Genomic DNA, 25,036 nt, shown 5'->3' on the forward strand with positions numbered 1-25,036 from the left:
AGATAAACCTAAAATATGTATATAATTACAGTGTATGGATTTTAGAGTTATAAGAGTGTAACTACAAGCAACGATGAAATTAATTTAACAAATTAATACGGCGATTTTTTAAGTTTATAAATTACTCCCTATTATGGCCGGTTTATATTTTGGGGTTGAACAATTTTCAACTCTTAACGTTTATAGGCCTTAAAGTAGAAAAACAAAATATAAGTAAGGTTTATTGATAGTGTATTTAACATCTGGTTTTGTACTTTCTGCACAAGCGCACGATAGCGCTCAGGGTTTACAATATGAAATTTGGTTTGCTACCGATAATGGACCAATAAAAGCAATTTCTAAGAACGAAACCGCACTATTTTTTATAAAAAATTCGGATGCTGAAGCTGCCCGTACCATTTTAGCTGCCGAATCACTGAACTTTTTAATTAAACCTCTTTCGCTTAAAAATTTTCAGCAGCAAAAAATGTGTGGTTGTTATTTTTACTCCCTTAAACACTTTTATAGCGCGAGCAAAGCGTTAAAAAGCCACGGTATTACACTTTATGAGGATGATATTAGGCCCATTGAGCGCTATTTAATGGAGCGCTTTATTAAAGGCGGGGCATGGGTTACGGGTAAACGAGTGGATCATGCACATTACACTGAAATTTTAGATGCTGAATTAAAAACCAACGCCGACTATACGCCTGCGCTTTCTAAGTTGTCACTTGATATAGAGTGCAATGAAAGTGGGGTGTTGTTTTCTATTGGTTTGGTAGGCTGCGGTTTAGATTGCGTTATTATGATTGGCGAGCCTGAACATTACGACCCATCGATTGGTTATACTATTATATGGTGCGACGATGAGGCTGCACTATTACAGCAACTTGTAACGCTTATTAAGCAGTGCGACCCTGACATTATCATTGGGTGGAATGTTATTGAATTTGATTTTTCGGTTATTTATGAGCGCTCAGAGGCGCTTGGGGTAAAACTATTATTAGGAAGAGGAAACCTTCCTTTATATGTTCGAAAAGGGCATTTTACACGGGTGTCTATTCCTGGGCGCTGCGTAATAGATGGCATTGATACCTTAAAAAATGCCACTTATAGCTTCGAGACCTTCTCACTTGCCAATGTTTCAAAAGAGATTTTAGGTGAATCTAAATTAATTGAATCTAGTAACAGTTTACAAGAAATAATCCGCCAATTTAATGAAGATAAGCGCTCGCTTGCTAACTACAACCGCCAAGACTGCATACTAGTAAATAAAATTTTCGAAAAACTAAAGCTACTTGATTTTGCTGTTATTCGCACGCAACTCACAGGCCTTGAGCTCGAAAAGCGCGGTGGCTCTGTGGCTGCTTTTATAAACATGTATTTGCCTTTATTGCACCGCAGCGGTTATGTAGCCCCTAATATGGGCGACCATGGGCTGACTTTTGAAAGCCCCGGTGGCTATGTTATGGAGTCGATTCCGGGGCTGTATAAAAATGTCATAGTGCTTGATTTTAAAAGCCTGTACCCCAGTATTATGCAAACTTTTTACATTGATCCACTAGGCCTGATAGAAGGGATTGAAAACCCTGAAAACAGTATTGAAGGTTTTAATAACGCATTGTTTTCAAGAGAGCAGCACCATTTACCAGCGCTTATAAAAAGCCTAGCGCTGCAGCGCCAACGGGCAAAAGATAATCACGACTTAATGCTATCCCAAGCGATTAAAATAATCATGAACAGTTTATACGGGGTACTAGGCTCACAAGGCTGTCGTTTTTATGACCCTCGACTCTCAAGCTCTATTACTTTGCGTGGCCATGAGATAATGCTGCAAACTAAAAAGTGGATTGAAGAGCAAGGTTATAGTGTTATTTACGGTGATACCGATTCGACCTTTGTAAAATTAACGGATGATTTAAGTGTTGAGGCGTGTAATAACATTGGTAAACAGTTAGCTAAACACATAAACACATTGTGGCGGCAACACATACACGCTAAACATAACTTAACAAGTCATTTAGAAATAGAGTTTGAAGCGCTGTATAGCCCGTTCTTTTTACCCACCATAAGAGGTAAAAATGTGGGGTCTAAAAAACGTTATGTTGGGCTATTAATAAAGCCAGATGAAACTAAATTGGTTTTTAAAGGCTTAGAAACCGTAAGAAGTGACTGGTCTAAACTGGCTCAACAGTTTCAATCTGATTTATTTACCCTCCTTTTTGAGCAACCTGAGCAAATAAATAACCTTGTAAACGATTACATTAGTAAACTTTTACGCGGCGAATTTGATCATATGCTGGTTTTTAAAAAACGTTTAGGTCAAAACTTAACCGATTATCAAAAAAATATCCCTCCTCATGTACAAGCAGTAAAAAAGTTTCAGAAACAAAATAGTGAATTTACGCTAAAAAGAGGTGAATTTGTTACATTCGTTTACACAACCCACGGCGTTGAGCTGTATCAAGGGCTGCATAGCTATGACTACCCATTGTATATAGACAAACAAATTGTACCTTTATTAGAAATGGTTACGCAATTTGTTAACGTTAACGTAAACAGTTTCGAGCTAAAACAGTTCGAATTATTCTAATTTGTACCTATTAATGTAACTTTTGATTACATAATCCACATTTTAGCTTTATTTTTGTTCAGTAATTCCTCATTTAAGCTAAAAAACAATAAAAAACCCTTTTTTAATTAATATTTGGTTAACAGTAGTTGGCTTTTAGATGTTTTTTGTTTAGTATTTGGTTTAGTCGCTGTTAACAAACTGTGACAACAAAAAATAATTAAATAATAGTCGCTTCTAACAAGTGGTGACCCAGGGAGAATCAAATGTTAAATAATAAAGTTTCAAAGGCAGTTCGCTTAGCGATTGCTTTTGGTGCAGTATCAACAGCTGCATTTTCGTCAAGTTCATTTGCTGCAGAAGAAGAGTCTGCAGAAAAAGTAGAACGTATCCAAGTAACTGGTTCACGTATCAAACGTACAGATTTAGAGGGTGCTTCTCCGGTTGTATCTATTACTTCTGCTGATATTAAGCTAGAAGGTGACTACACAGTTGCAGATGCACTACGCTCTAGTTCATTAAACTCATTCGGTTCGTTCTCAGAGCGCTCTGGTAGTTCAGCGCAATCTCAAGCGACTATCAATTTACGTGGTGCTGGATCACGTCGTACTTTAGTACTTTTAAATGGTCGTCGTTTCCCAGGTTCACCAACATTAGGTGGCGCTTCTGCTAACCTTAATGCAATTCCAATGGCTGCTGTTGAACGTATCGATATCATGACTGAAGGTGCATCTTCTATTTATGGTTCTGATGCAATGGCGGGTGTTGTAAACGTAATTATGAAAGAGAACTTTGAAGGTTTAACTTTCAACATTGGCGCGGGTCACCGTGACCAAGATGAAGGCACTACTTCTACTGAATTTTCTGTAGTTGGTGGTGTTTCAAACGATAAAGGTAACATTACATTCTCTTTCGACCACCAATCTCGTAAAGGTATTTCAGATGCAGACCGTGACTACACTAAAGCTCAGCTTGGTGATTTAGACGGTGATGGCGACATTGAAGCTTACACTGCAGATACTGTAGGTTGGTCATACTTTGGTGCTACTGTACTTTCACCTGATTTTGCTACAGCGTCAGCTTCACTTTTATGTGATGATTTAATCTCTGAGTACGGTGAGGATACTTTCCGCCGCGTTGACGCAAATGAAGATTGGGGCCCAGGTTCTGAGTACTGTATGTATGCATTTGCTAATGTATCTTACAACACAGCATCAATTGACCGTAACACGCTATATGTAAGTGCCAACTATGAGTTAACAGATGATATTGAGTTTTTTGCTCAAACAATGTTTGTACAAAACTCTTCATTTGGTCGTTACGCACCACCTGCAGCAGCATGGGAAAACATGTCAGCAGATAATCCGCATAACCCATATGGCGTAGACGGTGCATATGGTTTATTCCGTTGGGTAGGTATTGGTACACGTGATGGTAACGTAGACGATTACAACCAAGATTTAACAGCTGGTTTACGTGGTGATTTAGATTGGAACAACGCTTCTTGGGAAGTCTACTACCACCACAATAAAGCAGATAACAAATCTGTAGGTGAATACTACCTTTCTTACAGTGGTTTAGCATACAACGAAGCTAACGATATCGATTTAGGCTCTGATGAAGGCATTGCCAACATGAAGTCGACTACGTTACAAAACTCAGGTTCTACTTTTGACCAATATTTTGCTGGTTTAGGTTTTGACTTATTTGAACTACCAGGTGGTGCTGTTGCTCACTATGTAGGTGTTGAATACTTTGAACAAACTTACGAAGATATTTACGATGGTCAATCTGAAGCTGGCTTAATCGGTGGCTCTGCAGGTAACTCTTCAATGGGTGACCGTGATGTGACAGCTATTTTCTTCGAATCAGTACTACCAGTTTCTGATACGGTAGAAGTAAACTTAAAAGCTCGTTACGATGATTACTCTGACTTTGGTGACAATGTTGCTCCAGCTGTATCTGCTCGCTGGCAGGTTGCTGATAACGTAGTTATTCGTGGTTCTTACTCAGAATCTTTCCGTGCACCAGGTCTAGATTTACTTAATGCAGCACGTACATTCTCTGCTGAATCTGCAATCGATTATAACAATGGTTCTACTACTTCACGTCAGTACAACACATACTATACTCAGAACTCAGAACTTGAGGCAGAGACTTCAGATTACATCAACTTAGGTGTGGCATGGGATGTAAACGATAACTTAAGCTTTAAGTTAGATTACTTCCAGCTTTCAATTGATAATGTTATTCAGTCAAAATCTCTACAGGGCTTATTGTCTGATGAGGCAGCTGGCCTAATCACTGCAGTAGGTGTTGATACAGATACGTCTGATGAAACTTTCTACCTTAAGCGTTCTGCTTCAGGTACGCTAATCGAAGCGGGTACTTCTTACTTTAACGGTGCTGGTTTTGAAATTGAAGGTTTTGACTTCACTATTAATGCAAACCTAGAGACTGATTTTGGTGACTTCCGCTTTAACAATGTTAACAGTGTAACACTTTCATACGATTCTGAAGTGGGTGGTGTAGTACAAGACACTGCTGGTTGGTCTGGCCAACCTGATCTTAAGTCAGTAGCAACAATTTCTTGGTCACTTGATGATCACACAGTATCTTGGAACTCTACTTACACAGCAAGCACGTCTGAGACTGAAGTTGATGAAGATGGCGATGGTTTCTACGAGCAATCAGGTGATTTAGACAGCTGGTTAATCCATAACTTAACTTACAGCTACAATGCAGGTCCTTACGGCGCTGTAACATTTACTGTAAGTAACCTAACTGACGAAGACCCAGTTCTTTCTTCAGCTGGTACATGGGATAACCAAGACCTTTACAATAACTTTGGTCGTGATTACCGTGTAAACTACTCAATTAGCTTCTAATATTAATTAGAAACAGGTTGATATATAGGGCTGAATTTATTCAGCCCTTTTTTATGGGAATTTTTTTATGGAAAATTATTGGAGTGAGTATTGGTCTCAAGGGTATTTAACTTCATTTGGGCAGGATATTAAGAAAAACTATACAGGCAAGCTCAAGCAGAGCTGGACAGGTTTTGCTAGTGAGCTTAGTCCTCAGTGTAAGATACTAGACATAGGCACAGGCAATGGCGCACTGGTACAGCTTATACACGATAGTAGTAAAGATCAGCTGAGCTTTATTGGTATTGATAAAGCAACAGTGGCAAAGAGCGTTACAGGCGTGCCCGACTCTAGTATTTTATCAAATGTAAGTGCAGAGTCCTTACCTTTTGAAAATAATGAATTTGATGCGATAGTGGCTCAATTTGCAATTGAATACAGTGAGCTTTCGAAGAGCATTCCTGAATTATTTAGGGTATTAAAACCGGGTGGGTTATATCAAATTGTTTGCCACGAAATAGATTCAGATATAGTTAAACCAAATGTGCTTATACTGGAGTCTGCTGTACGTGTACGTAGTGACTTGTTAGCACCTTTAAAGCAGCTAATTGATGAGCTGAAAAAAGATGATAATGCTCAGGTTAATAGCTTGATAAAAACAATAAATAACCTTATCAAGCTTGAAAGGCAAGTACACCCTCACGCAGTTAATGGGACACGGTATCCTGACTTTTTTCAGTTTATTTTGAATAATAGAAAAATTGATTTAGAACGCGCTTATCAATTATTTACTCAAGAGCTCGAAGGGCTGATCTTTAGGTTAAGTGACTTAAAGCAAGCGGCGTTAAACTCTCAGGATATTAGCCAGTTGTTATTGTTAGGCGATAAAACATTTAAAGAGGCTTTAGTTGACTCTAATAATGAATATATCGGAACGCTTTACAAAGGACGCAAATAGCTAGCCTCATAACTCAATTTTGTTTTGTTCAGTGCATTAATAATCTAGCAGCTTTGATGGTATTCCAAAGGCCATACGGGCTGCAGCTCCCGCTTACTCTAACCTTTTCAGCGACTTGTTAAACATTGTTCTTGGTCACCTTGTCATTTATAAATTTTAAATTACCTTGTTAACACCTTTAAAAATGTAAATAAGTAGAAGTATTTTTACGCTTTATTTTCAAAAATGCATTGTTCCGATTATTGGTATATTCACATTTTATTTTTGTCCCTTTTATTGAAATAAACTAATATTAATTATATTCAAATTGATGTGAATTATTGGTTTTTAATATGTTGACTATGTTTATATATTGATACTAACATTCACAAAAGAAGCGATACTTTCACTTCTTAAGCTATTTATTTAATGGCTAAAATAATAAATATATAAATAAAATTATTTCAGGGAGAATCCAATGTTAAATAACCAAGTTTCAAAAGCGGTGCGCTTAGCGATTGCTTTTGGTACGGCATCTACAGCTGTATTTTCAGCAAGTTCAATTGCTGCTGAAGAGGGAGTTGAAAAGGTAGAGCGTATAGAGGTTACCGGTTCACGAATTAAACGTGCAGATCTTGAAAGCGCTTCACCAGTGAGCATTATTACTACTGAAGATATGAAAGTTCAGGGTATTTCAAATATTTCCGATGCGTTACAGAACCTTACCGCTCAGTCGGGCGGATTAACTGCTGCTGTAAATAATGGCGGTAATGGTAATGCAACTGTTAACTTAAGAGGTATGGGTTCATCACGTACATTGGTACTTGTTAATGGACGCCGTATGATTGCCTCAGGTACTGGTGCATCTTCTACCGTGGATCTTAATGCCATTCCTTTTAGCGCTGTAAAACGCATAGAAGTTTTAAAAGACGGTGCATCAGCTGTTTACGGCTCTGATGCTCTTGCTGGTGTGGTTAATATTATCATGCGCGATGACTTTGAAGGCTTTGAGCTAGATGCCAGCTATGCAGAGACAGGTGAAGGTGACGGTGAAGAAGCTAGCTTAAGTAGCACCTTTGGTGTGAGCAGTGATAAAGGTAATGTTGTTGTAAACGTTGGTTTTTACGACCGAGGTACTGTACGTGCTAGCGACCGAGATTATTCAGCATGTCCATACGCTGAAAGTGGCGGTGAGCGTTTTTGTGCCGGTTCTGGTAACTCTTTAGGTATGAATGCAATCTTAGATGATGGTAGAAGAGTTCAGTTTGAGCCTGGCGGTAACGGTTCATCAACTGATACTGGCTATCACACATATGTGGGTAGTGGCGAAGGCAACGATACCTATAACTACTCTTCTGCTTCATACTTATCTACGCCTGCAACTCGTTATAATGTGAGCGTGTTAGGTAATTATGAATTAGCAGATAACTTAAACTTTTTTGCAGAAGCGTACTACACAAACCGTACCTCAACGCAACAAATGGCACCAGCACCTATCAACTACACATACAGTGTTGATGGTCGTAGTTGGGTATTAAGTCAAAATCCAGAAGTTTACCCATTCTCAGGCTTGTATGATTTTGCAACTCCTGGCGACAATGTAGACATGTTACCACTGCGTCGTATGTCAGAAATGGGTGGCCGTGTATTTGAGCAAGAAGTAAATACAGCACAATTTACAACTGGCTTAGAGGGCTTTATCGCTGATCAATACGCTTGGAATGTGTTCTATACATATGGTCGAAATAGCGCTATTGACCGTTCTAAAAACTACATCAACGTAGACAAAATGATAGCGTCAGTAAATGAAAACTGTGAGGGTGTCTCGGTTACAGGTTCGCCTAGTGACTACACGGTTACAGGCAACGATGCATCTGCTCCATGTATTAACTACTTCGGTGAAGGCGCGCTTTCACCGTCAGATGCCGATTACTTGCGTTACACCGATCAGGGTACTTCAGGTACAGAAATGCACCACTTAGGCGCTTCAATTTCGGGTGATTTATTTGAAATGCCTTCTGGTGTTGTTGGCTTTGCATTTGGTCTAGAGCACCGTGAAGAATCAGCATTTAATCAACCAGATGCATTCTCTTCATCAGGTATCGGTTCAGGTAATGCCGTACAGCCAACTTCTGGTGGCTATAAAGTTGACGAAGCATATGTAGAGCTTGTTGTTCCACTATTGAATGATTTGCCACTGGTTCAGTCTTTAGATTTAGAAGCTGCGCTTCGCTACTTTGACTACGATACGTTTGGATCAGATACTACTTATAAGTTAGGTCTAACTTGGCGTATGACAGACGAAGTTATGCTTCGCTCTGTATTATCAACAGCATTTCGCGCACCAAGTGTAAGTGAGCTTTACGGTGGTCAGTCAGATAGCTTCACCAATTATACAGACCCTTGTACTGGTTTTGGTGGTGCTGGCTTTGATTCGAGATACCAAACAGCCTGTGCTTCTGATGCAGCAGCCGGCCTAATTCCTTCAGATGGTACGTTTGCACAAAACAGCGGTCAACTTCGTGCGGTTGTGGGCGGTAACCCAGACCTAGGTCCTGAAACTGCTGATACATTTACAGTTGGTCTTGTTGTTGAGCCAATTGAAGGGCTAAGCTTTACTGTTGATTACTACGATATTGAAGTAGATAACGTAATAAGCTCTGTTGGTATTACGACTAAGCTAGATAAGTGTTATAGCGCGGGTGAAGAAGGTGGACAAGGTGGTTCTTTTGCACTTTGTGAAGGTGTTGTACGTGATGCAACGGGTAACTTTGATGGTACTCCATCACTTGATCAAAACCTTTCTACTTGGAACCTATCGGGCGTAGATTTCAACGCTCAATATAGCTTTGACGCTGCTGGCTTAGCGTGGAGAGCTGATTGGGAAGCTTCTTATATCTCTAAATGGGAAGTACAAGAGTTTGCTGGTGAGCCTATTCAAGATTACGTAGGTGTTGCATCAAGTGGTTCTGGCTCAATTCCTGAGTGGAAACATAATGTAAGCTTACGTGCAGCCGGTGATGATTGGACTGTTTCATACAAAGTGATGTATGTAGATTCGCTTGTTACGGAATCAGTTGCATTATTTGATGGAGACCCTGCGGATTACTATTCACCAGAAGCTGACTCGTTTGTATCACATACACTAAGTGGTACTTACCAACTTAACGAGCATGTTTCGTTACGTGGTGGCATAGATAACCTAACAGATGAAGAGCCTCCATATTACAGCGATTATGATGATGCCAATACAGATACTACGTTGTATAAGTACATCGGTCGTAACTTCTTTGTAGGTACAACTATTTCATTCTAAGCATAAGCTTTAATGCTAAGGCCGGTATATTATCGGCCTTTTTATTATTTAAGAGAACATATGCAAAGCCAAGGCATGTCATTTCAAGATGTAAGCAACTTAATCCTTAAGGAAATTAATAATAATAATTTCCTTAAGGCATTAAAAATTGCTAATTCGATTAAAAGTAATGAATCGAGTATTGTAGTGCACCTTCATCACTTAAAATCTATAGCATACCAAAAGAAAAAAGATTATATATTATGTTTAGCCGAGATTGAAAAAGGTATTAAACTAAGTCCACGTCATTTTCATTTAAATGTAAATAAAGCAAAATTATATAACTTGTTGGGTGAACCTGATAAGTCAATAAAACAATATTTAAATGTATTGGCTATATATAGTGACGATATAGAAACACTTTATAATATCTCTGTTTTATACTTTAAAAAGAATGAATTTACTAAAGCAAAAGAATACATTGATAAAGCATTTGCACTATCCCCTCAAAATGCAGTTATTCTCAGCGCAAAAATAAAAACAGACTTAAAGCTTGAGAAGTTTACTGAGGTCGATAGGCTCACAGATGATTATATTCGCAATTTTGGTGCTGATGCTAGTATTCTCAATAGTAAAGGGTTGGCTTTAAAAGCTTTATGCTTTTGGGATAAAGCAATTATAACTTTTGAGCAAAGCTTAAAATTAAGCCCAGGTTTAGTTGAAGCTAAAAAAAATATGGCCAGCTGCTATCACTTAGCCGGTAAGTTTAAAAAAGCCAAAGCAATATATACAGAACTAACAACTATCAACCCGTTAGATTTAGACAGTCATCATTGGCTAAACCAAATGCTATGGGAAACTGCAGACTCTGGTTTTTTATCCTCATATAACCATGCTTTAAAAATAACTGGAAAAAATACTGCACTGGAGGCTGAGCTTGCACAGAAGCTTTATACATCGGGTAAGCAAACTGAGGCTTACAAAATAGCAAAGCAAATACTCTCTCAAAGCAATTGCCCACAAAAAGCGTTTTCTATAGTGGGTGATTACGAACGTGAAAACAGCTTATTTGATGAATCTTTAAAGACCCATTTAGCTGCCACTAATAGGTTTAAGAATAATCACGCATACATAGAGTTAGCCAAAAGCTACATTGCGATAGATAAACCAGATCACGCATTGAATATTATAAATAAGTTATTAAATCAAGACGAATATAACCAAGAGTGCTTGTGTATTAAAAATACAGCACTGAGATTATTAAAAAGCGAGCTGTACTCATATTACTGCAATTATGATTTATTTGTTATGCAGGAGAAAATAGCAACACCTTCTGGCTTTGCTTCTATAGATGATTTTTTAACTGAGCTTAAAGGTACGTTAAAACAGTATCATTATTATCAAAACCATCCTTTAGAGCAATCTTTAGTGAATGGCTCTCAAACCGCAGAAAAGTTATTTGATTATCAACTGCCGATACTAAAAATGCTTAAGCAGGAGCTATACGAGTTAACGTCATGCTTTTTATCAAGGCTTCCAAAAGATAATCAACACCCTTTTTTAAAAAGAAATGTTGGTGATTTTAAAGTGACTGATTCATGGTCGGTAATTCTGAAAGGTAAAGGTTTTCATAAAAATCATTATCACAGCCAAGGTTGGATGAGTTCACCATTTTATGTATCTATACCCACACTGATATCTGAATCAACCAACCAAGAAGGGTGGTTAAAGCTAGGTGAGCCAGGATTTAATATGCACACTAAGCTTTTACCTGAGACAACATTAAAACCAGAGGAAGGCAAAATTATTCAATTTCCATCCTATTTTTGGCATGGGACTAATACCCTAAATAGTGAAATGGAACGAGTAACAATTGCTTATGACATACTCCCTCAACACACTTAAATTAAGGATAAACAATGAAACATCTTTGTACCGTATTATTAGTAATTTTAGCTTCAGGTTGCACTAGTGCAGCAGCGCTTAAGGCCAGTGAAAGCGATGGCAAAATATGTAAACTCGAAAAAACCACAGGTAGCAACATTGCAACAAGAGTGTGTAGAACACCTGAACAAATTGCTTACCAAGAAAAATTAAGCCAAGAGGCAATGAGAGAGATGACCCGTGGTAGTGTAAAAATTGATAAATAGACTTTAACTTTATAAGTTTATTAACCTCTATTAAAAAATTAATAGAGGTTAAATATTTTTTATTTGATATTAAAGTCCATTACTATACTTATTTTATGCTGATTTCTCATGCTAAAGTATTTGCTTTTATACCTTTTACTATGGAGTAAAATTGCTCATGGTAAAAATATATTGTTGGGTTTATACTTGCTTTGAAACTAAAAAGTTAACTCCAACAAGCAAGAGAGATATAAATGAAAGAAGTTCGATCTTTTATTAAAACAGCATCATTAACTGAGCTAGAAAAAGCACAACAATTAATCACTGATGCGATTGCAAAATATACTGAGCAGCTACAAGCTAAACAGGAAGTGTTGGATCTTTTAAAAGAAAAAGGACTTACGTTAGAAGATTTACAAGACGGTACTGCAGATAAACGTACTAAAGTAAAAGCTAAGTATCGTATTGAAGTAGATGGCGAAGTGATTGAATGGACCGGTCGAGGTCGTCGTCCTAAAGCGTTTGAAGGTGTTGATTTACAAAAGCACCTAGCTTAATAAAGTAACAGAGAAGCCACGGCTTCTCTTTTTAATGGCGTATAAGTTAATAACTAAACCTCAGGCTAAGGCTTATGCTTTGTACGCTAGATTTAATTGGCCAAAACTTACCTTAAACTCCCCGCAGTCCCTTAGTATTTGTTAAACTGCATTTCTGGTTATTCTATTTACTATTTCCATGAGCTATAAATTAAGGCCGTATCAACAAGAGGCCGTAGAGCGCACCGTTTTACATTTTCGAAAAACAAATGATCCTGCCGTGATTGTACTGCCTACCGGTGCGGGTAAAAGCCTTGTTATTGCAGAGCTTGCGCGTATTGCTAAGCAAAAAATTTTGGTGCTTGCACATGTTAAAGAGCTGGTAGAACAAAACGCACAAAAATATAAAAGTTTTGGTTTAGAAGCGAGTATATTTTCAGCAGGGTTAAAAGAAAAATCACTCAGCCACCAAGTTACTTTTGCCAGTGTTCAGTCTTTATCGCGTAATTTAAATAAATTAAATGAGCATTATTCTTTGCTTATTATTGATGAGTGCCACAGAGTAAATGGGGATAAAAAAAGCCAATATGGCAAGGTTATAAATACGCTCAAAGAGTATAATCCTCAATTAAAAGTATTGGGTTTAACGGCTACACCCTATAGATTAGGAATGGGGTGGATATACCATCACCATTACCATGGTTTTGTAAAAGGCAATAAAGAAAGTCCATTTAAAAACTGTATATTTGAATTACCGCTTAGGTATATGATCAAACATAATTACTTAACGCCGCCAAATCAAGTGGACGCGGCAATTAGTCATTATGATTTTTCGTCCTTGGCTACTAATGCGTTTGGGCAATATACAACTGATGATATGAATGCGCTTTTAAAAAATAGCGAGCGCGCAACGCAAGCTATACTAAAGCAGGTAATACAATACAGTGAAACCCGCCAAGGCGTGATGATATTTGCGGCAACGGTTATGCACGCGCAAGAAATTTTAACTTATTTACCCGCAGAGCAAAGTGCCCTTATAACTGGCGATACCCCAAATGCAGAGCGCGATAAATTAATAAATCAATTTAAACAAAAAAACATAAAATACCTCGTTAATATTTCTGTTTTAACTACCGGATTTGATGCGCCGCATGTCGATTTTATCGCTATTTTACGCCCCACCGAATCGGTTAGCTTATACCAGCAAATTGTTGGCCGTGGGCTTAGGCTAAATGAAGGAAAAACAGACTGCTTAGTTATAGATTACGCAGGCAACGGCTTTGATTTATTTCACCCTGAGGTGGGCGATAAAAAAGGGGATAGCGATAATGAGCCCGTTCAAGTGCTTTGCCCCGGGTGTGGGTTTGCAAATATTTTTTGGGGAAAAACCGATGCTGATGGCAAAGTCGTTGAGCATTTTGGCAGGCGCTGCCAAGGTTTATTAGAAGATGATACAGGCCAAAAAGAGCAATGCTATTATCGGTTTAGGTTTAAAGAGTGCGAACAATGTGGCGCTCAAAACGATATAGCAGCTCGTAAATGCCATGATTGCGGCGCAGTAATGGCCGACCCCGACGACAAGCTACGTAACGCCCTTAATTTAAAAGATGCGTTAGTACTGCGCTGTAGTGGGTTATCAGTGGTAAAACTTAAAGATGATTTAATTAAAATAACCTACTTTGATGAAGATGGTGCAAGTTGCGATGAGGTTTATAACCTTGCTAGTAAAGGCGGGCAGTATATTTTTAATAAACAGTTTGGTAAACGCCTAGGGCAGGGGCAAGAGCCTGTCGAATTTAAAAGTGCTGAGCAGGTTATTAAGGCACAGTTTGATTTAGTGCATCCCGATTTTGTTATCGCGCGTAAAAGTAAAAAGTATGGCTGGAAGGTATCTGATAAATTATTTGATTACACTGGTAACTTTAGAAAAGCTAATCAGTTAAGCGGTTAAGCTTAACTGATTTTTGTTAAGCGGCGTCTTCGTCCATTAAACCCCAGCCATCGCCATAGCCATTGTAACTATTAGCTATACTTTCAATGTATTGCTCTGCTTGGCCAAGCAATGTGTGCTCTGGCACCATTTGTACATGAGTAATCACTTCCCACACGCCCGTGTCTTTACATTTTTCAACGTTAGCGCTTTGTACTAATGCATCAGAGATTATTTCTTTGGCAAATTTTTCAGCATCAGCTTGTTGTTCAAATAAAATGAAAAAATCGATTTGGTGCATTTTGCTTAAATCAACGCCAGCAGCGGCTATTTCGGCTAAAAGTTGGCCGTTATCATCATCAGGGAATTGCATTAAAAACTCATTTAAAATTAATTTTGTATTCGTAGCCACTATTGTAACCAAAATATTGCTTTAAAGCGTATTAATTTTAACTTTAAAGACGGGCAAAATTTGGTGCAAGATTACCATTAAGTTAATGTGTTGCTCATTATGGCTATGGTAGTATGCAACTCATTGGTGGTTAAATTTTAAAGAATAAAAAGTAAGGATATTTACTTGTTCAAACAGTTATTACGTTTTGTGTTTTTTTTAGCTTTTTTTATAAGCACTCAAGCCAGCGCTGAGCAAAGGGTAATTGAAGATTACGAAATTAAAGGGATTAGTGGCGAGTTAGAAAGTAACGTTGAGCTATATTTAAAACAGCTGGTTGGTGAAAGATCCACCAGAACCTTGCGCCGCTATGCCAAAAAGCAAGTACAAAGTAGTATTAAAGCGTTAGGGTATTACAAGCCAACGATAGACATCGAGTTTGATAAAGACGATAAAGAGCTTATCGTTAAAGTAGATCGCGGCCCTGCAACTCGCATAGAAGCTATCAATATAACCCTTAATGGCGAGGGTAAAAACGACTCGCAATTACAAAACGTTATTAAAAATTTAAATTTAACCCAGGGCGATGTGCTTAATCATGGTAAGTACGACTCAGCTCATAAAAAAATAGAGTCAATGCTATTAGAGCTAGGCTATTTTGATGCTAAATGGCCAGCCCGAAAGCTTGCAGTATCAGTGCAAAAAAACAGTGCCGTTATTACATTTAACATAGATACCGGCGTGCGCTACACGTATGGCAATATAATCATTGCTAGCGAAACCCCCGCAGAAAAATACATTCGTTCACTTGCACCTTTTACCCAAGGGCAAGCTTATAAAGCCACACAAATTGCCGATTATAACCTTGAGCTTTCAAGCACACCGTATTTTGCAAGCGTGCGTATTTATGCCGATATACCAGCAAGAGCCAACGGACAAGTGCCTATAAATATTGATGTGCTACACAAACCTGCTAATAGCTACGAAGTAGGCGGTGGCTTTAATACCGAGCTGGGCCCGAAAGTGCGTTTTAAATGGAGTAAACCCTGGATCACAGAAGACGGGCATTACCTCGAAAGCAATTTAAATGTAGCTGAAAAACAGCAAGATATTTCTATGGCGTACACCATTCCGGTAGATGACCCTAACGACGATTTATGGCGTTTATCAGTGGGTTACAAGTTAGAAGATGAACTTGCCGATGACATATACAGTGAAATACTGACTGGCCAACTGCAGCGCCAATGGTTAACTGAAGATAAATGGGTACGCACGGCCTTTTTACGTCGAGACCAAGAAACATACCGCATTGGTGATGAACCAGAAGAAAGCACCGAAATGCTTATGCCCGGTATTAGCTATGCCCGTAAAAAGTCAAAAGGAGGCACAACGCCTTATTGGGGTGAGCAGTGGCTAGTTTCGGCTGAGTTTGGTTTAGATGATGTACTTTCAACCACCAACTTAGTACGGGTGCAGCTGCAGCATGCGTGGCTGCGAACCTATTTAGATAAACATTTAGTTTTTTTAAAAGCAAACGTGGGCGCCATGCTGGTCGATAATATTGAAAACGTCCCTTACTCGCTGCGCTTTTATGCGGGTGGTGACCAAAGTGTACGTGGTTTTGCTTATCAGTCTATCTCACCTGAAGATGAAGACGGTGATTTAATCGGTGGTAAATACTTACTAACCAGTACTATTGAATACAATTACCAATTTGCACAAAATTGGCGCGCAGCCATATTTGTAGATGGTGGTACCGCCACAAATGATTTTTCGGACGACTTTGAAGTGGGCGCAGGCTTTGGCTTTCGTTATTTAACGCCCATAGGGCCCGTAAAAGTAGATCATGCATGGGGGCTGACTAAAGAAAGTAAAAGTACACGTTTAAGCATTACCATAGGGCCAGAAATTTAATGTCAGTATTTAAAAAAATATCCGCCGCTGTCATCGGCATTTTAATCACGCTTGCCGTTATTATATTTTGTTTGTTATTTACTGCGCCCGGTAATCAATTTATTGCTTATAGTGCAAATAAAATGGTTGACGGCTTACATATTGAGATTAAAAAAGGGCGCTTTTTATATAACAACCCGTTTAATGTGAGCTTTAAAAACCAAAGTACAGATTTTAAAGCCCAGCAGCTTAAAATAGATTTATTTTGGTGGCAGTGCGATGGCTTATGTATTGAAAATGTAAGTGCGCGGTCAGTCAAGCTTGCTCTTGCCAATGCGCCCGAAGCTACACAAGAGAGCGCCTCAGAGCCATTAGCTAAAATTACGTTTCCCTTTAATATTGCAGTAAAAAATATAGCAATAAACGAATTTGTATTAAATCATTCCAGTGCTGATGTAACCGTAAATAACTTTACCCTTGCAGCGAAAGCCGAAGATGAAACCTTAGCGGTAAAAAGCCTGACTATTAGCGATGTACTGGTAAAGCTTAAAGAGCAACCCACCTCATCCAAACAGTCAACGGTTCAGCAAAGCCAGGCGCTAACAGCGCTACCCGCGTTACCAGATATAGAATTTACATCGCCCCTTAATTTACGGGTAGAGCAGTTTGACGTAAAAAAAGTAGATATTGAACAAGGTGAGCAAACACATACAATTGAGAACATAGCGCTTGCACTAAATGTAGAAGATGAAAAAGTTAACTTACAAACCCTTAGTGCGCAGTATCAACAATGGCAATTAAATACGCAGTTGAGCAGTGAACTTACTGGGAACTTGCCGATAAAGGGTGAAATAGCCTTAAATAGCGACTTACATCAAGCTAATCTAGCATTAAGTGGTGATCTATCTGATTTAAATATAAAGTTAAATACATCCGGCCAATACCCATTGAATTTAACGGCAACGGCTAATTTAAAACAAAAAAATTATCCATTTGAACTTACCGGTAAAGTTGAGCAGTGGCTGATTGACGCACAAAGTAATGAGCTAAAAGTAAGTAATGTTGACTTATCAGCCTCGGGTAATGCGGATGATTACACGCTAAGCTTAAAAGCGCATAGCCAGCTAGGTGCCTATCCAGCTGTTGTATTAAATACGCAATTAAACGGCTCGCTTAGCCAAGCGCAGCTAAGTAGCTTAAGCCTAAAAGCAAACGACAGTAGTGCAAAATTTAACGGCAACGTTAATTGGCAAAAGGGCATACAGGCCGACTTTTCTGGTTCGTTAAATAGTTTAAAAGCACAATATTTAACAGATGCGCTTACAAGTGATATTTCTGGCCAGCTAGAAGGGCGTTTTAACAGCGAAGGACAAAACTGGCAGTTGCAAATGGATAATACACAACTTGCAGGTACACTTAACCAAACACCACTTGAATTTGCCTCAAACTTTACACTTAATAATACGCTAAAAGCCAACATAGACAGCCTATATTTAAGTAGCGGTGCCAATAAATTAACCTTGAGCGGGCAAGTTGACGACACCTGGCAAGTTGATGGAAAAGTAACACTTACAGGAAATGAGCAAACTAACCTGCCATTTGTTGCAAACGGCAAGGCCGATTTAAAGATTAGAGGCCAGCGTTTAACCCCTGCCGTTGATTTATCGTTATTACTCGACAACTTTATCTATAACGACATAAACGTTAACAAACTCGCCCTTAAAGGCCAGCTCGATACAGCCGCAGACTGGCAAACCGATGTGAGCTTAAACGTAGGCTCAGCAAAGGTTGCTGATGAGATCATTAATCGCGTTGAGCTAACAGCCTCTGGCGATAAAACCGATCACCAATTGGTTGTCGCTATAGATGCAGAGCAAGGGGCTGCTGAGCTTGAAGTAGCCGGTAAGCTAAATAATGACGTGTGGAATGGCTCGCTCAGTAACATAACGCTAAGTGATAAAAAGCTTAGTTTTAGTAATAGTAAAAAAATTGCAGTGATGTTTAATACTCAAACCAGCGACTTTGATGTGAGTGCGCATTGTTGGCGATCAAACAAAAGTGAGCTATGTATTAACACCCTTGCGCAAACTAAAAACTTGGGCCAATTTAATGCCACCTTGAGCAATTTAGCGCTTGAAGAACTTAAACACTTTTTACCAGATAACATGCGTACGCGGGGCGATATAAGCGGCGACTTTGCTGCAAATTGGAAGGAGGGCGCATTAAAAACTCTTCGCGCTAATTTAAATTCGCACGACCTTGTTGCTGTTCTTACCTCGGAAGAAGACCGTTTTAGATTACCCATCGAAACCCTAAAAATCAGTGCCTATACTGATTCTCAAACGGGTAAACTAGAAGCTGACTTAGACTCAAGTGTGCTGGGGAAAATAGCCAGCCAAATTAATATTGATGATATTCAAAATCAGCAAACACTAAACGGTAACATCAATATAGACAAAATTTTGTTATCTGACTTGCACCCATTTTTAGAGACCCTTGAGCAATTAAAAGGGGATATAACCGGTAATGTGGCACTTGCCGGCACGTTGCAAGACCCACTATTAAATGGGGAGCTAAATGTCAGTGATATCAATTTAGAAGGTGAGCAGTTGCCGGTGGTGTTGCAAAAATCTAATGTAAACATTTTATTTGATAAAACCACCGCCACAATTAAAGGTAATTTAAACGACACCCAAGGCGGTAAAATCAACCTAACCGGCGACGTTGACTGGCAAGGTGCACAGCCAGAGGTAAATGTAAGCGTTAACGGCGAGCAGTTTTTTGTACGTGCGCAGCAAGGCGTGACGTTTAAAGTATCGCCTGATTTAACCATTGGACTTGCAAATAATGCATTAAAGTTGTCTGGTGAAGTGATTGTGCCATATGGCAGGGTAATGATTGAAGAGCTGCCAGAGGGTGCAGTTCTAGTCAGTGACGATGAAATTATTGTTGATCAACAAACAGAAGCTACAGAAGAAGTACCGTTTGACTACGATGTAAATTTAAAAGTGATTGTTAAAAACGATGTGAAAATAGAATCGTTTGGCCTAGAGTCGAAAATAGCGGGAGATCTAGCCATCAAAATGAGTCAGGGCGCCCCTATAATTGCCACCGGCGAGCTAAATTTAATCGATGGTACGTATTTAGCTTTTGGCCAAGATTTAATTATTAGTACTGGGCAAATAGGGTTTAGTGGCTCAATTGAGCAACCATTTTTAAATATCAAAGCCATACGTAATCCAGACACCACAGCAAACGATGTTGTGGCTGGTGTTACGCTTACTGGTAACGTTGAACAACCTACCTTAAAAGTGTTTTCTGAGCCGGCAATGGATCAAGCACAGGCACTGGCCTATTTACTCAATGGGCAGCCGCTAGGCGAGGGCGACAGTTCAAGCGATGCTATGCTTACACAGTTACTGCTTTCACAAGGAGTGAGCCGCAGTGAAGGAGTTGTATCTAAAGTTGGCGAAACCATTGGTTTATCTGATGTAAGCTTAAGTTCAACGGGCTCTGGCGATAACACTAAGCTTGAAATATCGGGCTATGTAGCGCCTAGCTTACAAGTTAAATACAGCGTAGGGGTATTTGACTCGCTCAGCGAGGTCGCTATTCGCTATCAGCTGTTGTCGCAATTTTATGTAGAGATCACCAGTGGTTTAAATCAAAATGTTGATTTACTCTATAAGTTTGATTGGGACTAAAAAGTCAGTATAAGGATGATATGAAAGGATTATATTTAGCAGTACTAATTGCAGGATTAACTGGCTGCGCCCAACACTCAGAGCAACATGCGGGCACTCAACAAACTCCAACACGTAGCGCAAGCGAGGTAATAAAGCACGCTAAAGCGCACGAATGGCGAAATGTAGACAGGCAAAATGTTTTAAAAATTACGCTACCTACAGGGGCAGCTTATGTTGAGCTTAACCCGCAGCTTGCTGCTAAACATACTGCGCACATAAAACAACTTGCACGAGAAGGCTTTTACAAAAATACCCGTGTTTATCGTTTTGTTGAAGGGTTTGTAGCACAAGGTGGCGACAGCTCAGGCAATAAAGCAATTAAAACGGCTAATAAAACGGTGCCTGCAGAGTTTTACCATAGCACCGCACAGCCGCTTAAAATTACAGAGCTGCAAGGCGATGGTTACGCGCCTGTCACGGGCTTTTTAAACGGTTTTGCTGTCGCACAAAACGCCTCTAATACGCAAACTTGGCAGGTACATTGCCACGGCGTGTTTGCCATGGCGCGTGGCAATGAGATTAACAGTGCAAGCACGGAGTTTTATGTCACCATTGGCCAAGGGCCACGCTACCTTGATAAAAATATTACCGTGTTTGGAAGAGTGCTTGAAGGTATGGAGCACTTTAATCGTTTACAGCGTAAGCCTGTTCCTAATACGCCATTTAACCCAATTACAAACATTGAGGTGTTAGCCGATATTAAGCGTGATAAGAGCACCTTTAATGTTATGAAAACAGACTCGCAATCATTTAGAGAATTGATCGGGGCGCGAAAAAATCGTACCGAACCTTGGTTTGTATACGCCCATAATTATGTTGATGTGTGCGCAATGCCTATTCCGACTAAGCGCATTGATTAGCTTATAACGTGTATAAAAAAGGAGCTTAAGCTCCTTTTTTATGGTGATATTTAAGTCGATTGCTATTACTGGCGATTAATTTTTACCGCAAACGGCGTATCATTATCGTGCGTTGAACGATACGGATTTATATCCAGCCCACCGCGGCGTGTATAACGCGCATAGACTTCAAGCTCTTTAATATTTAGCTGCGTGGTTAAATCACTATAAATACGCTCTACACACTGCTCATGAAATTCATTATGCGTTCTAAATGAAATTAAATAACGCAAGAGTGCCTCATGGCATATTTGCTCACCAGTGTAACGAATGATTATACTGGCCCAATCTGGCTGCGAGGTAATTAAGCAGTTAGATTTAAGCAAATGGCTATGCAGGGTCTCAGTAACCAGGGTGTCACTTTTTGATTTAAGTGAGTAGGCGTCAATATCGTAGTTATCTATTTCAATATCTAAATCGTCAATGCATAGTCCAGGTAATGGCGTGCAAGGTAAACAGTTATAGTCATCAGGTGCGTATAAAGTCACCGCTACATCGCTATTTACCGCATTTGATAAGTCTTCAATTAAATGCTGTCTTACCACCTCAATACTTTCGAAGCGGGTTTGATTAAAGCTATTTAAGTAAAGTTTAAACGACTTAGACTCAATAATATGGCTGCTTTGGCACGCAAAAGTAAACAGCGCCACGGCAACCTGTGGTTTGCCTTTAGCGTTTAACCACGAAAGCTCATAACCTGTCCAAATATCTTGGCCTTTAAAAGGCAACTGCGCTTCGTCAATATTTAAAGCATCACGATTTAACTTGCGGGCAATAGGAAAAAGCAAGCTAGGCGAATATACATCTACGTATTCAGTAGATTGTCCTAACACACTACCTTTAAGGTCTGGAGAATTGCTGTAATCTGTCATGTTTGCTCTTAAATAGTTACAATAGGGACATTATATCTAATTTAAATGAGTTTCGCAGTATGTCTGTTGCAATGCAAATGGCCCAACTTCACACGCAATTTTGTGAAAAAACCGTTAAAAATACCACTAAATACCCGCTTATGGCACACGATGAGCAGTGGCCTAGCCCTTGTGAATTTGGCGAGGTAGACGCACAAGGTAATATTCAATGGAAAAGTGCTTTGCAATCTCCCGCAGGTTCATTATCAGATTTAGCTAACGCGCTTGAGCTTAGTTTCCCTGCAGGGTTTGATGAGTTTTATGGGCACATGTATGGCGGTAGTATTTTAGCCAGCATCGATGGCCACAGTGTGGAGTTATTACAAGCTTGGAATAAAGATGATTTTAACCTGCTGCAACAAAATATTACCGGTCATGTATTAATGAAACGAAAATTAAAGCAGCCAGAAACCCTATTCATTGGTTTAACTGAGCAAGATGACTTGTTGGTTACCGTGCAGGTAAAAACCGGTGAGGTATGTTTAGAATACGTGGGTAAAAAGCCGCATCATGTACTTGCACCCAATATAGAATCTTTTTTAAAAGCGTTAACAGTTTAAAAAGTAGGTGCCAGTTTAATTTACTACTGGCACCTATTAGTTTGTTACTGAAAATCCCACGAAACATTAGAGACCAACCCACATGGCTCACATCTAAAGTCAAATAACCCAAACCAGGGCTCTGGCAATTTCCACTCACTATTGCAGCTAGGGCATTTACGCTCAAGTTCTGAGGCTTTATCTACACCACCTACACGGTATAAATAGTAATAAACTGGTTTTTGGGTTAAAAAGCGGATACGTTTGGCAATGTCTTTACCGCGGCGATATAAGTCACTTTGCGTGCTTGATATTTCTTCAAGCGCTGGAAATTCACACCGCGTAGCGCCGTTAATTTGTATTTGATCGCAGGCCTGCCAATCTTCTTGCCATTTAATGAGTGTTTTATAGTCCCCATTTGCAATGGCGGGAATAGTAAACAACGGCACAGGTAAAAAGTCATCACCACAATACAGCGGGCTACAGGTATGCACATAGGTTGTGTATAAAATATAGCTTGAAGGAGATTTACAGGTATCGGCACCGTTTGAGTGAATGTCTTGGCCAATAACTTTTACTTTAGGTGCAAGTAAGCCTGCACTGTGCAGCTTCTCAATGCTGTGTTTTACAAAAGGGCTATTATTTAATGGGTGCATGGCATCTTCGGTGGGGCACATTACCCGGGTAATAAAATAGCCATCTTTTAATACAGTTGGGAATTCTTCCCCCATAATTTGGCCATTAAAACGCAGTGCATTAACTAATCTGTTAATGGCTTGCTCAGCGTGCTCTAGGGTGGTGTCTTGGTAGCAGTCAAACGTTAAATCAACAACGAACATTTATAGTCTCAAATTATTTTTGCTCTAACAGGGCCAGTAACCTATCGAGTTTTTTCTCAATGCGATCGAGTTGAGATGTTTTAGGCTCAACGATGCTCTGCTCAGGGTTTTTCATTAAATTATGAATTGAATCAGGATTATTCTTATATTGGCTTACTGCGGCAATAATAACCGGCATAGGCACAGGTTGTGCAAGGCGGCTTTTAGTAAGGGCAACAGTAGGGGTTTTGCCTTCATCAAGAAGGACTTTAATTGCATCAAATACAACTGCATTCATTAGATTTGTAACTCTTTAATAAATAAGCGCAGCAAGTGTTTGCTGCGCGGGTGCTATAGTAGCAACAATACCAAGGCGCATAAAGCCTTGGTATAAGCAGAGGGGGGGATTACTTACCTTCTTGGCGAAGCCTCACATCAAGTTCATCAATTACTTCGCTCCACGCGCCATCTTCTGCTAGCGATTCTGCTAAAAAATGCTGCTGTGATTCATCCCAAAAAGGAGCCTGTTGTAAAAGCGTTGTATCTTCTAGTGAGTGAGAAGCAATAAAATCGTCAATCTGTTGCTCTGAGCTAGGTAAACCCAATTGTGCAAACAACGTTTTCATATCGTGTTTTGTCGTATCCATATTATTACTCCATCTGATTAAATTAAACCAAGCTTAGAGCCAGACTATAGGCTTTGCTAGTTAAACTCTCGCTGAATTGACGGTATTTTTGCTTTAGGTATATAGTTAACTTGCAGTATAGATAAACATTTTCGCCATACAATTACCAATTACTTTTTATGCGGTAAATACGTTGGCAACGTTGAGGGTAGTAAAGCAAAAAGGATACACAATGACAGTCACCACTAATGAGCACACATTAAGCGTACAATACCTTGCTCCTGAAGATATAAGCACTGCAGGAAGTTTAATTTATCAGGCCTATCATGATGACCCACTACTGCAAAATTTATTAGGTTATGATCAACATAATATGGCTGCCTATGAGAAAAAATTACGCTCAGTAATACGCGAAGAGCTCAGTGCTTTTTGGCAAGAAAAACTCCCTTTAATAGGCTTGTACCGCGATGATAAATTAAAAGCAGTGGCGTGTGTATTTGAGTCGAGCAGCCAATTACAGCCAGAGCGTTATTGGCATTGGCGCTTAAAGCTAATGCTGAGCGCAGGGTATTTGCAAACTAACCAACTAATAGAAAAAGAGCAAACAATACGCACTGCGCTTAATGCGATTGGTGATTACTACTATTTAGCGTTTATTGCGGTAGACCCGCACGTGCAAGGCCACGGGCTTGGGCGCTACCTATTAAGAGGCTTAGATGATTTAGCAACTAAAAACACAGGAGCTAAAGGGCTCGCCGTTTTTGTTACACGCCAAGAGCATAATACGTTTTTTAAATCAGAGGGATTTAGCACTTATAAAGCACTTGCCTTTAATAAAGTATCTGGAGAGCTTCTTTTTAAACCATATGCAAAGTAAGTCTGTAAGCGATAAGCGCCATTACGGACATATGCCCGTGAGATATATCTTACATTGGCGTGCGCATTATCAGTTATGGTCGTTCACAAAT

18 protein-coding genes are annotated in these 25,036 nt (G+C 39.4%); 13 read left to right on the forward strand and 5 right to left on the reverse strand.

Features of this window, described 5'->3' with window-relative positions:
• The first annotated feature begins 229 nt into the window (after window positions 1–229).
• The 8 genes from QUE46_RS05860 to QUE46_RS05895 all read left to right on the forward strand — a co-directional run bounded on the left by QUE46_RS05860 (window position 230) and on the right by QUE46_RS05895 (window position 14,266).
• A complete protein-coding gene (locus QUE46_RS05860) occupies window positions 230–2,572 on the forward strand; it encodes a DNA polymerase II (protein ID WP_286246685.1) in 2,343 nt (780 codons plus the stop codon).
• Window positions 2,573–2,817: 245 nt separating this feature from the next.
• Entirely contained in the window at window positions 2,818–5,439 is a 2,622-nt protein-coding gene (locus QUE46_RS05865; RefSeq protein ID WP_286246687.1) for a TonB-dependent receptor domain-containing protein, read from the forward strand.
• Between the two features lie 67 nt (window positions 5,440–5,506).
• The gene (locus QUE46_RS05870) at window positions 5,507–6,376 is read left to right on the forward strand and encodes a class I SAM-dependent methyltransferase (protein ID WP_286246689.1); all 870 of its coding nucleotides are present in this window, start codon (window positions 5,507–5,509) and stop codon (window positions 6,374–6,376) included.
• 457 nt (window positions 6,377–6,833) lie between these two features.
• Window positions 6,834–9,671 (forward strand): TonB-dependent receptor, encoded by a 2,838-nt coding sequence (locus tag QUE46_RS05875; RefSeq protein ID WP_286246691.1) that lies wholly within the window; start codon window positions 6,834–6,836, stop codon window positions 9,669–9,671.
• Between the two features lie 60 nt (window positions 9,672–9,731).
• Complete coding sequence (locus QUE46_RS05880) at window positions 9,732–11,555, forward strand: putative 2OG-Fe(II) oxygenase (protein WP_286246692.1); 1,824 nt, start codon at window positions 9,732–9,734, stop codon at window positions 11,553–11,555.
• 14 nt (window positions 11,556–11,569) lie between these two features.
• Window positions 11,570–11,800, forward strand: a complete 231-nt coding sequence (locus QUE46_RS05885) for a hypothetical protein (RefSeq protein WP_029774020.1) — start codon at window positions 11,570–11,572, stop codon at window positions 11,798–11,800.
• Between the two features lie 233 nt (window positions 11,801–12,033).
• Entirely contained in the window at window positions 12,034–12,336 is a 303-nt protein-coding gene (locus QUE46_RS05890) for an H-NS histone family protein (RefSeq protein WP_004585960.1), read from the forward strand.
• Window positions 12,337–12,514: 178 nt separating this feature from the next.
• Window positions 12,515–14,266: a DEAD/DEAH box helicase gene (locus QUE46_RS05895; RefSeq protein ID WP_286246700.1), complete on the forward strand. Its 1,752-nt coding sequence runs from the start codon at window positions 12,515–12,517 to the stop codon at window positions 14,264–14,266.
• Between the two features lie 16 nt (window positions 14,267–14,282).
• Here QUE46_RS05895 and QUE46_RS05900 read toward each other — a convergent pair whose 3' ends face one another.
• Window positions 14,283–14,618: a ribonuclease E inhibitor RraB gene (locus QUE46_RS05900; protein WP_286247683.1), complete on the reverse strand. Its 336-nt coding sequence runs from the start codon at window positions 14,616–14,618 to the stop codon at window positions 14,283–14,285.
• Window positions 14,619–14,846: 228 nt separating this feature from the next.
• Here QUE46_RS05900 and QUE46_RS05905 point away from each other — a divergent pair, with 228 nt between their 5' ends.
• From QUE46_RS05905 to QUE46_RS05915, 3 genes are read left to right on the forward strand one after another with little or no spacing between them, the layout of a single operon-like run.
• A complete protein-coding gene (locus tag QUE46_RS05905) occupies window positions 14,847–16,550 on the forward strand; it encodes an autotransporter assembly complex family protein (RefSeq protein WP_374761398.1) in 1,704 nt (567 codons plus the stop codon).
• Window positions 16,550–20,233: a translocation/assembly module TamB domain-containing protein gene (locus QUE46_RS05910; protein ID WP_286246708.1), complete on the forward strand. Its 3,684-nt coding sequence runs from the start codon at window positions 16,550–16,552 to the stop codon at window positions 20,231–20,233. The genes QUE46_RS05905 and QUE46_RS05910 overlap by 1 nt, the downstream gene beginning before the upstream one ends.
• Before the next feature lie 20 nt (window positions 20,234–20,253).
• The gene (locus QUE46_RS05915; RefSeq protein WP_286246709.1) at window positions 20,254–21,135 is read left to right on the forward strand and encodes a peptidylprolyl isomerase; all 882 of its coding nucleotides are present in this window, start codon (window positions 20,254–20,256) and stop codon (window positions 21,133–21,135) included.
• Window positions 21,136–21,200: 65 nt separating this feature from the next.
• On the opposite strand, the gene queF is transcribed toward QUE46_RS05915, so the two are convergent.
• Complete coding sequence (queF, locus tag QUE46_RS05920) at window positions 21,201–22,046, reverse strand: NADPH-dependent 7-cyano-7-deazaguanine reductase QueF (protein WP_286246711.1); 846 nt, start codon at window positions 22,044–22,046, stop codon at window positions 21,201–21,203.
• A 59-nt stretch (window positions 22,047–22,105) separates the two neighbouring features.
• Between queF and syd the strand changes: the two genes are divergently transcribed.
• Window positions 22,106–22,645 (forward strand): SecY-interacting protein, encoded by a 540-nt coding sequence (syd, locus tag QUE46_RS05925; protein ID WP_286246713.1) that lies wholly within the window; start codon window positions 22,106–22,108, stop codon window positions 22,643–22,645.
• Between the two features lie 44 nt (window positions 22,646–22,689).
• Here syd and QUE46_RS05930 read toward each other — a convergent pair whose 3' ends face one another.
• The 3 genes from QUE46_RS05930 to QUE46_RS05940 form a co-directional block, all read right to left on the reverse strand.
• Window positions 22,690–23,463 (reverse strand): Zn-ribbon-containing protein, encoded by a 774-nt coding sequence (locus QUE46_RS05930; protein ID WP_286246716.1) that lies wholly within the window; start codon window positions 23,461–23,463, stop codon window positions 22,690–22,692.
• 13 nt (window positions 23,464–23,476) lie between these two features.
• Window positions 23,477–23,740, reverse strand: a complete 264-nt coding sequence (locus tag QUE46_RS05935; protein ID WP_004585969.1) for a hypothetical protein — start codon at window positions 23,738–23,740, stop codon at window positions 23,477–23,479.
• Window positions 23,741–23,849: 109 nt separating this feature from the next.
• Window positions 23,850–24,089 (reverse strand): DUF2789 domain-containing protein, encoded by a 240-nt coding sequence (locus QUE46_RS05940; RefSeq protein ID WP_004585970.1) that lies wholly within the window; start codon window positions 24,087–24,089, stop codon window positions 23,850–23,852.
• A gap of 211 nt (window positions 24,090–24,300) precedes the next feature.
• Between QUE46_RS05940 and QUE46_RS05945 the strand changes: the two genes are divergently transcribed.
• Window positions 24,301–24,945 (forward strand): GNAT family N-acetyltransferase, encoded by a 645-nt coding sequence (locus tag QUE46_RS05945; protein WP_286246722.1) that lies wholly within the window; start codon window positions 24,301–24,303, stop codon window positions 24,943–24,945.
• Window positions 24,946–25,036 lie beyond the last annotated feature (91 nt).

It is taken from the genome of Pseudoalteromonas sp. MM1 (assembly GCF_030296835.1).
Classification (GTDB): domain Bacteria; phylum Pseudomonadota; class Gammaproteobacteria; order Enterobacterales; family Alteromonadaceae; genus Pseudoalteromonas.